The 14,141-nt window shown below is 65.2% G+C and carries 13 protein-coding genes and 1 tRNA gene; 7 read left to right on the top strand and 7 right to left on the bottom strand.

Features of this window, described 5'->3' with window-relative positions; all coding sequences use genetic code 11:
• Window positions 1–19 precede the first annotated feature (19 nt).
• The 7 genes from F7D01_RS01695 to F7D01_RS01665 all read right to left on the bottom strand — a co-directional run bounded on the left by F7D01_RS01695 (window position 20) and on the right by F7D01_RS01665 (window position 6,709).
• On the bottom strand, window positions 20–574 hold the full coding sequence (locus F7D01_RS01695) for a chemotaxis protein CheD (protein WP_371819703.1): 555 nt from the start codon (window positions 572–574) through the stop codon (window positions 20–22).
• The gene (locus F7D01_RS01690) at window positions 562–1,590 is read right to left on the bottom strand and encodes a chemotaxis response regulator protein-glutamate methylesterase (protein WP_215228553.1); all 1,029 of its coding nucleotides are present in this window, start codon (window positions 1,588–1,590) and stop codon (window positions 562–564) included. The genes F7D01_RS01695 and F7D01_RS01690 overlap by 13 nt, the downstream gene beginning before the upstream one ends.
• On the bottom strand, window positions 1,590–2,447 hold the full coding sequence (locus F7D01_RS01685; protein WP_215228552.1) for a protein-glutamate O-methyltransferase CheR: 858 nt from the start codon (window positions 2,445–2,447) through the stop codon (window positions 1,590–1,592). Before F7D01_RS01685 ends, F7D01_RS01690 begins: the two co-directional genes overlap by 1 nt.
• Window positions 2,444–4,603: a chemotaxis protein CheA gene (locus tag F7D01_RS01680; protein WP_215228551.1), complete on the bottom strand. Its 2,160-nt coding sequence runs from the start codon at window positions 4,601–4,603 to the stop codon at window positions 2,444–2,446. Before F7D01_RS01680 ends, F7D01_RS01685 begins: the two co-directional genes overlap by 4 nt.
• A gap of 17 nt (window positions 4,604–4,620) precedes the next feature.
• Entirely contained in the window at window positions 4,621–4,884 is a 264-nt protein-coding gene (locus F7D01_RS01675) for an STAS domain-containing protein (protein WP_215228550.1), read from the bottom strand.
• Window positions 4,885–4,924: 40 nt separating this feature from the next.
• Entirely contained in the window at window positions 4,925–6,352 is a 1,428-nt protein-coding gene (locus F7D01_RS01670; protein ID WP_215228549.1) for a methyl-accepting chemotaxis protein, read from the bottom strand.
• 282 nt (window positions 6,353–6,634) lie between these two features.
• A tRNA-Gln gene (locus tag F7D01_RS01665) sits at window positions 6,635–6,709 on the bottom strand.
• Window positions 6,710–6,796: 87 nt separating this feature from the next.
• On the opposite strand from F7D01_RS01665, the gene F7D01_RS01660 reads away from it, so the two are divergent.
• Genes F7D01_RS01660 through F7D01_RS01630 form a run of 7 tightly spaced genes read left to right on the top strand, consistent with a single transcriptional unit; the run spans window position 6,797 to window position 14,141 of the window.
• Window positions 6,797–7,810: a DNA topoisomerase IB gene (locus F7D01_RS01660; protein ID WP_215228548.1), complete on the top strand. Its 1,014-nt coding sequence runs from the start codon at window positions 6,797–6,799 to the stop codon at window positions 7,808–7,810.
• A complete protein-coding gene (locus F7D01_RS01655; RefSeq protein ID WP_215228547.1) occupies window positions 7,810–8,319 on the top strand; it encodes a CinA family protein in 510 nt (169 codons plus the stop codon). The genes F7D01_RS01660 and F7D01_RS01655 overlap by 1 nt, the downstream gene beginning before the upstream one ends.
• Window positions 8,316–10,385 carry an NAD(+) synthase gene (locus tag F7D01_RS01650; RefSeq protein WP_215228546.1) on the top strand — a complete coding sequence of 690 codons (2,070 nt, stop codon included), beginning with the start codon at window positions 8,316–8,318 and terminating at the stop codon, window positions 10,383–10,385. The genes F7D01_RS01655 and F7D01_RS01650 overlap by 4 nt, the downstream gene beginning before the upstream one ends.
• A 10-nt stretch (window positions 10,386–10,395) precedes the next feature.
• Window positions 10,396–11,283 (top strand): DMT family transporter, encoded by an 888-nt coding sequence (locus F7D01_RS01645; protein ID WP_215228545.1) that lies wholly within the window; start codon window positions 10,396–10,398, stop codon window positions 11,281–11,283.
• A 47-nt stretch (window positions 11,284–11,330) separates the two neighbouring features.
• Window positions 11,331–12,395: a type III polyketide synthase gene (locus F7D01_RS01640; protein ID WP_371819644.1), complete on the top strand. Its 1,065-nt coding sequence runs from the start codon at window positions 11,331–11,333 to the stop codon at window positions 12,393–12,395.
• Entirely contained in the window at window positions 12,388–13,074 is a 687-nt protein-coding gene (locus F7D01_RS01635) for a methyltransferase domain-containing protein (RefSeq protein WP_215228544.1), read from the top strand. Before F7D01_RS01640 ends, F7D01_RS01635 begins: the two co-directional genes overlap by 8 nt.
• The gene (locus tag F7D01_RS01630; protein WP_251566979.1) at window positions 13,053–14,141 is read left to right on the top strand and encodes an NAD(P)/FAD-dependent oxidoreductase; all 1,089 of its coding nucleotides are present in this window, start codon (window positions 13,053–13,055) and stop codon (window positions 14,139–14,141) included. Before F7D01_RS01635 ends, F7D01_RS01630 begins: the two co-directional genes overlap by 22 nt.

The raw sequence follows: 14,141 nt of genomic DNA, 5'->3' as shown, positions 1-14,141 counted from the left end.
TCCTTGTCATTCGATGATCTCAAAAGAATTCCACGTCCCCGCCGGTATCTACGGCGGGTGTCGGAGCTGGCGGCGGCGGTGGCGGCGCGGCACCCGCGATCGTTCGCGAACGTGCCAGGCCAAGGCCCGGGCGAAATTCGACCCGGCGCGCCGAAGTGCCGCCGACGTCTTCCCCGACGAGCGGGATCCTCTCTTCCGCAAGGAAGGAGCGCGCGAAGGCGATGTTGGCGGAGCCGATATCCTTGAAGGCGGCATGCATCCGGGCACCGCCGAAGATCCGCGCCTTCAGCCGGTGCCGCATTGCGCCTTCGGCCAGCATCTCGTTGATCAGCACTTCCATCGCGTGGACGCCGTAGCGCCGCAGCGCGCCCGGATTTTCCTCCGAACCCTCGGCCAGCAGATAATGATTGAGCCCCCCGATCCGCGCGAAGGGGTCGTAGAAGCAGGCCGCGACGCAGCTGCCGAGCACGGTGGTCAACACAACATCGGTGGCGCCGCAAACCTGGCCCTCTCCCTGTGCGACCGTGATCCGGCGCAGGCCATCGCGATTGGGGAAGCGGGTCATGCGCGGCACCATTCAAGCGCGCGCTGGCCGATCCGGCGCAGGGGAAGCTGTTCGGTCACCGCCCCGCAGTTGAGCGCAGCCGCCGGCATGCCGTAGACGATGCTCGTCGCCTCATCCTGACCCAAAGTCATCGCGCCGCGATCGCGCATGCCCTTTAGCCCCGCCGCGCCGTCGCAGCCCATGCCGGTGAGGATTATACCAAGGGCAGTGTCGCCCGCAACCCGCGCTACCGATTGGAACAGGCGATCGGCGGAGGGGCGATGCCCGTTAACTCGTTCGCCCGCGGTCAGCCGACAGTAGAGCTGGCCCGGCTCGCCCGCGATTTCCAGATGCCTGTCGCCGCCGGGCGCAATGTAGACTTGGCCGCGTACCAGTTTCGCTCCGGCGCGCGCTTCCGCGACCTTTGGCGGACATTTGCGGTCCAGTCGTGCCGCGAAGCTCGTGGTGAAGCTTGGCGGCATGTGCTGGACGATCACGGTCGGCGGGCAGTCCGCAGGGAACCCGCCAAGCAACTCGATCAGCGTTTCGACGCCGCCGGTCGATACTCCGATGGCGATCACGCTGTCGTGGCGGGGGCTGTAATCGCGCGCGGGCCGCTCCGCCCTGGTGGTGGAGGGCGAACAGGTGAGCCGGGCTCGCAGCGCGGCGGACCGGACCAGCTCGACCAGCGAAGGCGCGTGCTCGACCTTGCGGGCACCGAGATTGTTCTTGTCGTGGCAGGCGAAAGCACCGAGTTCGAGCGCGGTCAGCGAAGCGTTCGCCCCCTCGCTGGTGAGCGAGGACACCATGACCACCGGCATGGGGCGGAGCTGCATGACCCGCCGGAGGAACTCCAGCCCGGACATGCCCTCCATCTCGATATCGAGAGTGATGACGTCCGGATTGAGCGCCTTGATCTTGTCGCGGGCGTCATAGGCGCTGTTTGCCACCCCCACCACGTCGATATCGGGGGCCTCGTCCAGTTCGCGGCGCAACAGCGCCAGCATGGTGGGCGAATCGTCGACGATGAGAACGCGCGTCGGCATCACGCGACCTTCCGCCAGGACGTCCGACCGACGATCTCGAAACGCCGGGCGATCTCGCCGTCGAGGCGCTCGGAGTGACCGATGCAAAGCAGACCGCCAACCTTCAGGGCATCGGCCAGTCGCGCCTGTAGCCGGGCCTTCGTCGGGCCATCGAAATAGATCATCACGTTGCGGCAGAAAATGGCGTCGAAGGTTGTGCGGATCGGCCAGTCGCCCAGCAGGTTGAGGACGTTGAACACCGCTGCAGCGCGCAGGGCGGGATCGACTTCGAAGCCGTCGCCGGATTTGCTCAGCCAGGTCTTCGCGAGCGGGCCGGGGACGGTTTCCACCACGTTTGCGGGATAGATTCCGGCCTTCGCTGTCGCCAGCATCGATGGCGAAACGTCGGTCGAGAGCATCCGGAAATCGCCGCTCAGCAAACGCTTTCCGCCGCTACGGTCGCTGCCGAGCATCGACATCAGCCAGCTGTAGGGCTCTTCCCCGCTGGAACATGCCGCCGACCACAGCCGAACACGCCCGCCCGACGCGAGCCGCGCCTTGAGGTCGGGCCAGACGAGGCGGTTGAAGTCGTCGAAATGGTGGTTTTCTCGGAAGAAGAACGTGTGGTTGGTCGTCAGCGCGTCGATCGCGCGACCCCGTTCGGCGGCGTCGCTATCGATCAGACCGATATAGTCCGCCACACTCGACAGACCGCAAGCGCGCACGCGCGGTGCCAGCCTGCCATAGACCATCTGTGCCTTCGACGCGGGCAGCAGGATGCCGACCTCGCGATAGGCAAGCTCCGCGATCGCCCGGTGGTCGGCCTCGCCGAAACCGAACTCGCGCTCGCGCGGACGAGAGGCTGTCGCCGCCTTCATGCCGCGTCGGCCAGCACTGCGGGAGCGGCTGCCCCGCGGTGACGGGAAAGCAACTCATGCGCGTCCACGATCAACGCGACCTTGCCATCTCCCAGGATGGTGGCCCCGGCGATACCGGCGACCGGCTGGAAATTGGCCTCCAGGCTCTTCACCACGACCTGTCGCTGATCGTCGATGGAGTCCACCATCAGGGCGACCTGCCCGTGATCGCCGTCGACCACGATCAGCACCCCGTCGCGCGGATCGCGCTCGCGCTCGTCGATCGCCAGCGCGGAGGCGACCGACAGGATCGGTACGTAGGTTCCGCGCACGTTGAGGAGATGGCCGCTTGCGCCATAGGGTTTGACCGCTTCGGGGGTGGGGCGGATGTTTTCGATTACGTGGGACAGCGGAACGACCATCGTCTGATCGCCAACCGTCACCACCATGCCGTCCAGCACAGCCAGGGTCAGCGGCAGGCTGAAGGAGAAGATCGATCCATGTCCGGGGCGCGAGGTGATGGTGATCCGCCCGCCCAGCGCCTGGATGTTCTTGCGCACGACATCCATACCCACGCCGCGGCCCGAAATGTTCGAGACCGCCTCCGCGGTGGAGAAACCCGGCGCGAAGATGAGCGCGTCGATCTCTTCATCGTTCAGGACCGCGTCCGCATGTACGATACCCTGCTGGATGGCGCGGGCACGCACCTTCTCGCGATCGATCCCTTTACCGTCGTCGCTCACCGCGATCACGATCCGGCCCGACTGATGGGTAGCAGAAAGCCGGATGAGACCTTCCTCCGGCTTTCCGGCGGCGACGCGACCTTCCGGCCCCTCGAGACCGTGGTCGACCGCATTGCGGATGAGGTGGGTCAGCGGCTCGCCGATCCGCTCGATGACCGTCTTGTCGACTTCCGTCATCTCGCCTTCGAGTTCGAGGCGTACGCGCTTGCCCGTTTCGGCTTCGAGGTCGCGGATCAGGCGCGGTATCCGGCTGTAGACCGTCTTCATCGGTTGCGCGCGGATCGCCATGGTCGATTCCTGCAATTCGCGCGTCAGAAGCTCGAGATCGGCCAGTTCGTCGGCGTGTCCGGCCCCGTCGTCGAGGAGGCGCTGCGACAGCATCGACTGGGTTATGACCAGTTCTCCGACTAGGTTCACGAGCCGGTCCAGCTTGGCGAGATCGACCCGGATCGTGGCCGAGGGGGCGGGTGCGGCAGATGGGCTAGGCCGTGCCGCGGGTGTGGCGGGCGCGCTCGCCTTTTCCGGCTTCGCTTCGGCTACGGGAGCGGGTTGGACCACGGGTGCCGCTTCGGGCGCGGCATCCGCAGGATCAGCGTCCTCCTGCTCTGTTTCGGCGGAAGCGCGGGCTAGGGTCAGGCTCTCCGGCTCGCTGAATTCGAAGGGAATGCGTATATCGTCCTCCGCCACGCTGGCGGGGATGCGCAGCGTCCAGCGCAGATAGGCTGTTTCCGGGTCGAACGCGCCGAGCGCCGGAAGCGCACTATGATCGCAGCGGATGTCGCGAGCGCCGAGCGCCGCAAGCTCGCGTAGGATGAGCAGCGGCTCGGCTCCGTTGGCCAGAGCGTTCGGGGCTGGGCAATAATTGAGCACCCAGTCGTCCGCTTCCTGTTCCGTGGTGGTGCAGGTCTCAGTCTCGTTCGCGGGTTCCGCCACGGAGGGCGTCGGGCGGAGCATCGCCATCAGATCATCGAAGCCGTCGTCCTCCGCCTGCGCCTGTTCCGGTGTAGCGGTCGGCGCATCCTTGGCGCTCGCCGGTGCCTCGGCGGCACCGGTTGCGGTCGCCTGGCAGCGCGCGTCGAGCCGCTCTATCATGCTATCGTCAGCGGGCGGTTCGCCATGTTCGCGCGCAGCGTTAACGTGATCCGCCAGCATGTCGAAGGCGCCAAGCATCAGGTCCATCAGATCGCGGTCGAGCGCGATCTTGCCTGACCTCACGAGGTCGAGGAGCGATTCGTAATGGTGCGCGTAATGCTGCAACTGCTCCAGCCCGAACGCACCGGCACCGCCCTTGATCGAATGCACGTGGCGGAAGATCGTATTGATCGTTTCGGGGTCCTGATCCGCGCCTTGCAGTTCGGCGAAGCAGGCTTCCATCCCGGCCAGTCCTTCTTCACATTCCTGGAAGAAGATGGCCTCGATTTCGTTCATATCCACGAGCGGGACTCCGGCGGTCAGGAGGTCAGAAGGTCGTCGAGGCCGGCAAGGGCCGTCATCTCCGACAGCGGCTTGCTCGGATTGTCGAGCCGGAATGGCAGGCCGACGCTGGCAGCCGTCGTCTTGGCTGCAAGCAGTACCTGCAGGCCTGCCATCCCGATCTGATCAACCTCTCCACCGTCCATCAGCAGGGGCTCGGATCGGTCGACATGTTCTCCCAATGCGGTCGCAATCCTGACCGCTTCGGAGCCATTGACGTTACGGGATAACGCTATCGTCACGCTTCAACTCCCCCTGAACTGACTGGTACGCGTGCGCGGCTCAGAACTCGGACCAGTCGTCGTCGCCGAAGCTGGTGGTTCCACCGTTCGCTACGCGCCGTGCCTGGGGCGCCGGGGGCGCGCGATTGATGTTCGCCGCTTGGGCCTGGAGCCGGTGAACCGGATTGCCGGTGGAACGCGGGGCCGTGCCGCTATTGAGCAGACGGAATTGCGAAACCTGCTGGTTAAGGGTCGTCGCTTCCTCGGCCAGGCTGCGCGCTGCGGCGGTCGCTTCTTCCACCATCGCGGCATTCTGCTGCGTTACGCCGTCCATTTCGCTTACAGCGGTATTTACCTGCTGAAGACCGGTCGACTGCTGCTTGGCCGATGCGGCGATCGTTTCCACCAGATCGGCGACCTCTGCGATCCGGGTGATGATGCGTTCGAGCGCCTGACCCGTCTCACTCACCAGACCGACGCCCAGTTCGACCTGATCGGAGGAGGCCGTGATCTTCGCCTTCACGTCCTTCGCCGCTTCGGCCGAACGCTGGGCAAGGGCGCGCACTTCGGATGCGACGACCGCAAACCCTTTGCCTGCATCGCCCGCGCGGGCCGCTTCGACCCCCGCGTTGAGGGCCAGAAGGTTGGTCTGGAATGCGATCCCGTCGATGACGCTGATGATTTCGCTGATTTCGCCCGAAGAGCGTTCGATCCCGTTCATGGATTCGACCGCCCGGCGCACGATTTCGCCCGATTGCTGCGCGTCGTTGCGGGTTTCGCCGACGATGGCGTTCGCCCGGTTCGCCCCCTCGGCCGTCTCGCGAACGGTGCCCGTGATCTCGTCCATGGCGGCGGCAGTCTCTTCGAGGCTCGCCGCCTGCTGTTCGGTGCGCTGCGACAGGTCGTCCGACGCCTGGCGGATATCGCTGGCCCCGTTGTTGATCCCGTTCGCAGCCTCGATAACCGCTCCTACGACGTCGGAGAGAGCTTCGGAGGCGCGGTTGAAGTCGTTACGCAACTTCTCGTATTCGGAGGGGAAGGGCTCATCGATCCGATGCGTAAGATCGCTTACCGCGAGCTTCGAAAGGCCTTCGCCCAGTTCCGCCACAATCCGCTCCTGCGCCGCGGCAGTGTCGCGCACCGTTTCGCCATTCTTGCGAAACACGTCCATCGCGCGTGTCATCCGGCCGACACAGTCGGTGTAGGTCGTGTACTCGATGGGGGAGGAAAGGTCGCCGGCGGCGAGGCCTTCCATCCGCACCACGGTCCCCACATAAGGATCGCAGACGTTCTTCTTGAAAATCAGGCCCGCCGCGACCGCAGCGACCAGCGCCCCGAACGCGGGGAAGAGCAGCCACCCTTCCGCACCGGAAGACGAAACCGCCGTTACAGTGGTAAACACCGGGACCGCGACGATCGCCGCGAACACGAATGTGATGACATCGAACTTGCGCCGAATGGGCGCGTTTTCCCGGAACCACGAGAGCATGCAGAAACCTCCGCGTATAGAAATCAGGACTGTGGGATTTTCCTACCGTCGAGGCCCGGATACGGGTTAGCCCCTAAACCGTAGTTAAGCGCGTTGGTTACTCACAGCTTACCGGACGGTTTCGTCGCTTGGCTTGGAGGTCGCCGTGAGCGAAACAGATGCCGACAACTGCTGCTGGAGAGCTCGAGAATCCGCGTCTCTCATGACGAAAGACCATGTATGCCGTAGGGGAAACGCGTCCCGCTGTGGCGAGCGATCTAAGTAAACGTGAGGGCGGGAGAATGGCTGGGGTGGCAGGGATCGAACCTGCGAATGCCGGTACCAAAAACCGGTGCCTTACCACTTGGCTACACCCCAGCAGGTGCGCGCCCCTATAGCGTGCAGACGCGGGATGTGAAGGGGCGATGCGGGGAACCAGACCGGGCGGGCGCGAATTGAGCCCGCATGGTGTCGCATCCCTCCGGACTGATATACGTCGACGATCAACTGCCCGGCATCACGCGCAAGCGGTCAGGCAAGGGGTGGAGCTATTACGATCCCGAAGGCGAACTGATCACCGACCGCGCCGAACGTACGCGGCTCAACGCTATCGCGCTACCGCCTGCCTATACCGACGCATGGTACTGCCCGGCGGAAAACGGGCATATTCTGGCAACCGGATACGATGCGAAGGGGCGCAAGCAATATCGCTACCACCCAGTTTTCCGGGAAGCGCGCGAAAGCGAGAAGTTTGACGGTTGCATCACCTTCGCCAGCCTGCTGCCGCTGATCCGCAAGCGGGTCGAGGAGGATCTGGCAGGCACCCACGTCACGCGCGAACGCGCGCTGGCGGGTGTGGTCCGGTTGCTCGATCTGGGCGCGGTGCGCATCGGGAATGACGGTTACTCGAAGCGCAATGGCAGCTACGGGGCGACGACGATCAAGAGCCATCATGTGAAGGTCAAAGGCCAGAAACTGGATTTCAGCTACAAGGCGAAGTCCGGCAAGCAGCGAGAGATCACGCTGGACGATGCGGACCTCGCAAGGATCGTGCGTGAGATGCAGGATCTGCATGGGCAGGACCTTTTCACGTTCGAGGATGGCGAGGGCGGAATCTGCGACGTCACTTCCAGCCATGTGAACGACTATCTGTGCGAAACGATGGGCGATCACTTCACCGCGAAGAATTTCCGCACCTGGCATGCGAGCGTCCTGGCGTTCGAGATGATCGCGACGACGAAGGACAATCTCACGATCAAAGCTCTCACGGAGAAGGTTGCGGAGAAGCTGGGCAACACGCCTGCCGTGACCCGCAAGAGCTACATTCATCCCGCCATGTTCGCGCTGCTCGACCGGCAGGCGGAATGGCGGCGGGGATTGCGCCTGCCGCGCGCGACCAAATGGCTGTCCCGTGCCGAACGGGGTCTCATCGAATATCTCGAAACCTGCCCGCCTGCGCAGGACCTGCTGGCCGCCTGATGGCGGAGACGCTCGACCCTCTCCTTCCCGAGCGGCTCGATCGGCTTGCACGCGAAGTGCTGGATTTGGCAAAGGAGCGGGATGCGCCGATCTCCGTTGCCGAAAGCTGTACCGGCGGTCTGCTCGCCGCGCTGCTGACCGACGTTCAGGGGCGTTCGCACATGTTCGAGCGCGGTTTCGTCGTTTATTCGGACGGCGCGAAATGCGATCTGCTCGGTATCGAGCGCGAAATGGTGGATGATTGCGGCGCGGTCAGTCGCCCGGTGGCGCTGGCCATGGCGAAGGGCGCGCTGAACCGCGCCGATGCCGGAGTCGCCCTTTCGGTCACGGGTTTCGCCGGGCCGGGGGGAGATGACGACGAGGAGGGCCTTGTGCATTTCGCATGCGTTCGCGATGGTGGCGAGCCGCTTCACCGCGAATGCCATTACGGTGCCGTCGGACGGGACGGCGTACGGATCGCGGCGCTCGAAACGGCGCTGGAAATGATGAGGGACGCCTTGCGCGCATGAGTGAAGATCGCAGCCATCCGTTCTACGACCTGCACAATCATGGCTTCGTACGCGTAGGGACCTGTACGCCCACGGTGCGCACCGCGGATGTCGACGCGAACACGCGCGGCATCATCGAACAGGCACGGGTCGCCAGTGAACGGCAGGTGGACCTGCTGCTTTATCCCGAACTGTGCGTGTCGTCTTACGCGATCGACGACCTTCATCTGCAGTTTGCGATGCTGGAAGCGGTGGAGCGTGGCATCGGGGAGATCGTCGAAGCCTCGCGTGAGCTGACCCCCGTGCTGGTCGTCGGCGCGCCGCTGGCCCGCAATGGGAAAGTGTACAATTGCGCGCTCGCCATCGCGCGGGGTCGCATCCTGGGCGTCATTCCAAAAAGCTACCTGCCCAATTATCGCGAATTTTACGAGAAGCGCTGGTTTCAGCACGGGCGCGGCTGTGTCGGCCTGACGATCGAGGTGGCGGGGCAGGATGTGCCCTTCGGAACCGACGTTATCTTCGCCGCATCGAACCTTCCCGGTTTCACCTTCGGGATCGAGATTTGCGAGGATTTCTGGGCGCCGAACCCACCGGGCACGCTGGCCGCGCTGGCGGGCGCAACTATCCTGCTCAACCTCTCGGCCTCGCCGATTACCATCGGGCGCGCGGACGATCGAAAGCTGCATTGCCGCGCCAGCTCCAGCCGATCGATGTGTGCCTACGCCTATTCCGCCGCGGGCCATGGCGAGAGCACCACCGACCTCGCCTGGGACGGACAGGGCGTGATCTACGAACTGGGCGAGCTGATGGAAGAGAGCCAGCGCTTCGATCTGGATCCCGAGCTGTGCGTGGTCGATATCGACACGCAGCGAATCCTGTTGGACCGGATGCGCAACCAGACCTTCTCGGACGCCGCCGAGCACGAAGGGCGGCCGGAGGATTTCTATCGCACGGTCCGTTTCGAACACGAATATGAGGCTGGCAACCATGGGCTCGAACGGCCGATCCGTCGCTATCCCTTCGTTCCCAACCGGCAATGGGCGCTGGACGAGGATTGTTTCGAGGCCTTCGGCATTCAGGTCGATGCATTGATGCGGCGGATCGAGGCAACGAAGCCCGAAAGCCTCGTCATCGGAATTTCGGGAGGGCTCGATTCTACCCATGCGCTGCTGATCGCGTCCAAGGCGTGCGATCGGTTGGGACTGCCTCGTTCGACCATCCGCGGCTACACGATGCCCGGCTTTGGCACGTCGCAGGGGACCAAGGGCAATGCCTGGGCCCTGATGAAAGCGACCGGCATTGTCGCCGAGGAAATCGATATACAGCCCGCCGCGCGTCGCATGCTGGAGGACATCGGCCATCCCTTCGCCGATGGCGAGCCTGTCTACGACACCACTTTCGAGAACGTGCAGGCGGGGCTCAGGACCGACTATCTGTTCCGGCTGGCAGGGCAGCATAACGGCTTCGTCGTCGGCACCGGGGACTTGAGCGAACTGGCGCTGGGCTGGTGCACTTATGGCGTGGGCGACCAGATGAGCCATTACGGGGTCAATTCCGGGGTGCCCAAGACGCTCATCCAGTACCTCATGCGCTGGGCGGCGCAGACCGAGCAATTCGATGAGGATGTGCACCAGGCGCTCTACCGGGTGCTGGACACGGAAATCAGCCCAGAATTGATCCCGGCGGGTGAGGATGGCACGATCCAGAGCACCGAAGACACAATCGGCCCTTATTCGCTCAACGACTTCTTCCTCCATCATATCCTGCGCTACGGCCAGAAACCGGGCAAGGTCGCCTTCCTTGCCTGGCATGCGTGGCGCGACGCCGGCGAAGGCGTTTGGCCGGCAGGTTTTCCGGAAGGGTCGAAACGGGCCTACGATCTGGCGGAAATCCGCAAATGGCTGGAAAAATTTCTTTGGCGTTTCTTTCAGTTTAGCCAGTTCAAGCGCAGTGCCATGCCTAATGGTCCCAAGGTGTCGGGCGGTGGCGCGCTCAGTCCGCGCGGCGACTGGCGTGCCCCGAGCGACGCCGTAGCGGACATCTGGCTTGCGGAACTGCGCGAGAGCGTGCCGGGCAGGGACGGCTAACCTTCGCTGCATGTCATTCCGCACGATCGCACTACTGTTCCTCGTCAATCTGATCTGGGCCGCCAATGTGGTGGTCAGCAAGCTGGCGGTGGGCGATCTGGGAATCCCGCCGCTGTTCTATGCCCTGCTGCGATCGGTAATCGTGGTGGCCGCGCTCGCACCGCTGCTGCGTCCGGTGCCCCAAGGGCTCCTTCGCGTGATGCTGGTCGGGCTCGCCATCAGCGGTGGTTCGTTCGCATTGCTCTTCGTCGGGCTCAAAACCGCCAGTCCCTCGGCCGCGGGGATCGTCAGCCTGTCGGGGGCGCCGCTGACCGTGCTGTTCGCGATCCTGATCCTGAAGGAGCGCGTTCGCTGGCGTCGGGCCGGCGGGATCGTCCTCGCCTTCGTCGGCGTGGGGATTGCTGTTGCCTCGCCGGCCGGTTGGGCCAGCGGTTCCGGACTCGGCTGGGTCGGTCTGTCGGCCATCGTCGGTGCCCTGGGATCGGTTTTCGTAAAACGGATCGAGATCGATTCGGTGCGCTTGCAGGCATGGGCGGCGGTTGCATCCACCATCGTTCTCACGCCGCTATCTCTCGCGACCGAAAGCGGGCAGTTCGCCTCGATCTTCGCCCACCCCTGGGAAGCGACGGCGTGCCTGATCTATGCCGCACTGGTCACTTCCGTGGGCGCGCATTCGCTGTATTACCGCCTTCTCCAGCATAATGAGGCGAACATGATCGTGCCGTTTACGCTGTTGTGTCCCTTGATGACGGTGGGGCTGGGCGCATCGATCACGGGGGACGCCATAGGATGGCCGCTCGTCATCGGCGGGATAATTGCTGTCGCCGGTGTGGCGGTGATCGTGCTGCGCCCCAGCCAGGTCATGCCGAAGCAGTTCCTCGTCCGGCCGCGGTTATAGTCGCTAAGGGAGCGATCGCGCGCTTCCCGCGTTTAGTGCGTACCCCGATGGCCGAGACCCCCCATTCCATGACCGCGCGTATTACCGATCTAGCCACCGCCGTACCCGACTGCGATTTCGAGCAGGATTATCGCGGCTGGGCCATGCGCCAGCTGGGCGAGGGACGGGAAGCCAAGGTTTACGAGCGCATGGCTGAGCGTTCGGGCATCGAGCATCGCTGGTCGGTATTAAGTGCGGAGGACGCCAAGCTCGACCGGGGGGAAGGCTATTACTCGGCCGCCGCTCCCTCGACCGCAAGTCGGATGGCTATCTACGCGCGGGAGGCGCCGGATCTGGCACTGCGCGCGATTGCGAAGCTCGATCGGCTGGGCGATATCACGCACATCGTGGTGGCCAGCTGCACGGGCTTCGTGGCCCCCGGTATCGACCAGATCATCGCGCGTCGCCTGGGCTTGCCCGACGATGTCGAGCGCGTGCTGATCGGCTTCATGGGGTGCTACGCCGCGGTCACCGCATTGCGCACCGCGCGCCATATTGTCCGTTCGGAGCCAGATGCGCGGGTACTGGTGGTGACGGTCGAACTCTCGACCCTGCATCATCAGAACCGGGTCGAGATCGAGCCGCTGCTGGCGGGCGCGCAGTTCGGCGACGGAGCTGCCGCGGCGATCGTCACCGGCAAGGGGCCGGGCCTTGAACTGGGTGAGGGTATTTCCGCCGCGCTTGAGGAAAGCGAGGCCCTGATAACCTGGCGCATCGGCGACACCGGGTTCGAGATGCATCTGTCCGGGGAGGTACCCAATCGCATCGCCGCAGCCCTATCGGATACGGCGGTGCAGCGGCGTATTCTCGGGACCGGTCCCAAACCCGAAGCCTTTGCCGTTCACGCAGGCGGTCGCTCGATCCTCGACGCGGTGGAGCGTGGCCTTGAGCTCGATCCGGCCCAGCTAGAGGCGTCGCGCGCGGTTCTGCGCGATTTCGGGAACATGTCGTCCTCCACGCTGATGTTCGTGATGGGGCGTATGCTGCGCGAAATGCCCGCTAGCGGCATCGCGCTTGCCTTCGGCCCGGGTCTGGCGATGGAAGGCTTCCGGTTCGGCCGGGTGGATGCTTGAGCGCCGCCTCATCGCCGAGGAACTGATGGATGATCCGGCACTTGCGCCGGAGATCTACGACGCCGTGTTACGCGACTTGGCCAAGGTCAACCGGGTCACCATGGCCGCGCGCCCTACGCTTGCCTTTCTCGACCGAGCAGTGGGACGGCGTGACCATTTCAGCCTGCTCGATGTCGGTTTCGGTGATGGCGATATGCTGCGCATCATACGCCGCTGGGCGGTTCGGCGCGGCGTCGCGGCGCGGCTCGTAGGCATCGACTTGAACGCCAAGAGCGTCGCTACCGCGCGGGCGCGGACCGATCCCGACAGCGGAATAGAGTACCGGGCGGGCGACTATGCCGATCTGGCGGGCGAGGGGTTCGACTGCGTCGTCTCCAGCCTCGTCGCGCATCATATGACCCATGCTCAGCTCGTCGCCTTCCTGCGCTTCATGGACGGCGAAGCGCGCGCGGGTTGGCTGGTCAACGACCTCCATCGCCACGGCTTCGCCTATCGTGGCTACCCGCTGCTCGCGCGGATGTTCGGCTGGCACGATATCGTGCGCCATGACGGGCAGATGAGCATCGCGCGTTCCTACCGCCCCGGCGAATGGGCACCCATGCTGGCCGAGGCGGGGGTGCGGGGTGCGCGGGTGTTCCGTGTCTTTCCCTTCCGCCTGTGTGTCGAGAAGCTGCGCTGACCGCGCCGCTGATCCTCGGGGCCGGACCTGCCGGTTGCGCCGCCGCCATCGTGCTGGCGCGCGGCGGGGCGGAGCCGGTGCTGATCGACCGGGACGAGAGAGTTGGTGACGCGCTGTGCGGCGGCTTCATGAGCTGGCGCACGGCGGAGAGTCTGCGCGGCCTCGGGATCGATCTGCCCGCGCTCGGCGCGCACCGGGTCGGGCGGCTGCGACTGTTCGCGGGCGAGCGCCAGGCGGAGGCGCGGTTGCCCGCGACCGCTTTCGGCCTTTCTCGCCACGCATTCGACACCGCGCTGCGCCAGATGGCTCTGGCTTCGGGCGCGCGGCTCAAGATCGATCGCGCGCGGGGCGTGGCACCCGGCCGGATCGAGGGCGCGCGGCGGGAATGGCGCTCCGACGCGATCTTCCTCGCCACCGGCAAGCACGATGTGCGCGGAGAGAGCCGCCCGCGACAGGGCGACGATCCCGCGCTGGGCCTGCGCATCCGCCTGCCCGGCGGTAAGCGGTTGCACGATCTGCTCGCCGGGGCGATCGAGCTGCATTTCTTCGATGGCGGCTATGCCGGGATCGTGTTGCAGGAGGATGGGAGCGCCAATGTCTGCCTCGCGGTCAGGAAGTCTCTGCTGGCCGGGGCGGGCGGCGACCCGCGCACCCTACTCGACCGGCTGGCGGCGGATTACCCGGCGTTCGCCGAGCGCATGGCGGGCGCACCGGCGGGGCTGCCCATCGATACCATCGGCTCCGTCCCCTACGGCTGGATCGCGACCGAGACGCAGCCCGGCCTCTACCGGCTCGGCGATCAGGCGGCGGTCATTCCGTCGCTTGCGGGCGAGGGGATGAGCATCGCCATCGCCAGCGGGATCGCGGCGGGCGAAGCCTACCTTTCGGGCCGCAGCGCGCCGCAATTCCAGCGCGGCTTCGCCCGGCGCTCCCGGCGACCCGTCGGCGCGGCTAGCCTGGTGTGGCATCTTGCCGAGAACCCGACCGGCGCGCTTGCGCTGGCAACCATGGCGAAGCTCCTGCCCGCCAGCGCCGGGCTGGCGATGCGGCTATCGCGGATCGACTGA

The organism is Erythrobacter sp. 3-20A1M, from assembly GCF_018636735.1.
Classification (GTDB): domain Bacteria; phylum Pseudomonadota; class Alphaproteobacteria; order Sphingomonadales; family Sphingomonadaceae; genus Alteriqipengyuania.
This window is presented reverse-complemented; position numbering and strand designations above follow the sequence as displayed.

Coding starts and splice junctions, on each gene's coding strand:
- F7D01_RS01690 (WP_215228553.1), bottom strand. CDS start 1,590: ATGCCGACGCGCGTTCTCATCGTCGACGATTCGCCCACCATGCTGGCG.
- F7D01_RS01685 (WP_215228552.1), bottom strand. CDS start 2,447: ATGAAGGCGGCGACAGCCTCTCGTCCGCGCGAGCGCGAGTTCGGTTTC.
- F7D01_RS01670 (WP_215228549.1), bottom strand. CDS start 6,352: ATGCTCTCGTGGTTCCGGGAAAACGCGCCCATTCGGCGCAAGTTCGAT.
- F7D01_RS01660 (WP_215228548.1), top strand. CDS start 6,797: ATGGTGTCGCATCCCTCCGGACTGATATACGTCGACGATCAACTGCCC.
- F7D01_RS01655 (WP_215228547.1), top strand. CDS start 7,810: ATGGCGGAGACGCTCGACCCTCTCCTTCCCGAGCGGCTCGATCGGCTT.
- F7D01_RS01650 (WP_215228546.1), top strand. CDS start 8,316: ATGAGTGAAGATCGCAGCCATCCGTTCTACGACCTGCACAATCATGGC.
- F7D01_RS01645 (WP_215228545.1), top strand. CDS start 10,396: ATGTCATTCCGCACGATCGCACTACTGTTCCTCGTCAATCTGATCTGG.
- F7D01_RS01640 (WP_371819644.1), top strand. CDS start 11,331: ATGGCCGAGACCCCCCATTCCATGACCGCGCGTATTACCGATCTAGCC.
- F7D01_RS01635 (WP_215228544.1), top strand. CDS start 12,388: ATGCTTGAGCGCCGCCTCATCGCCGAGGAACTGATGGATGATCCGGCA.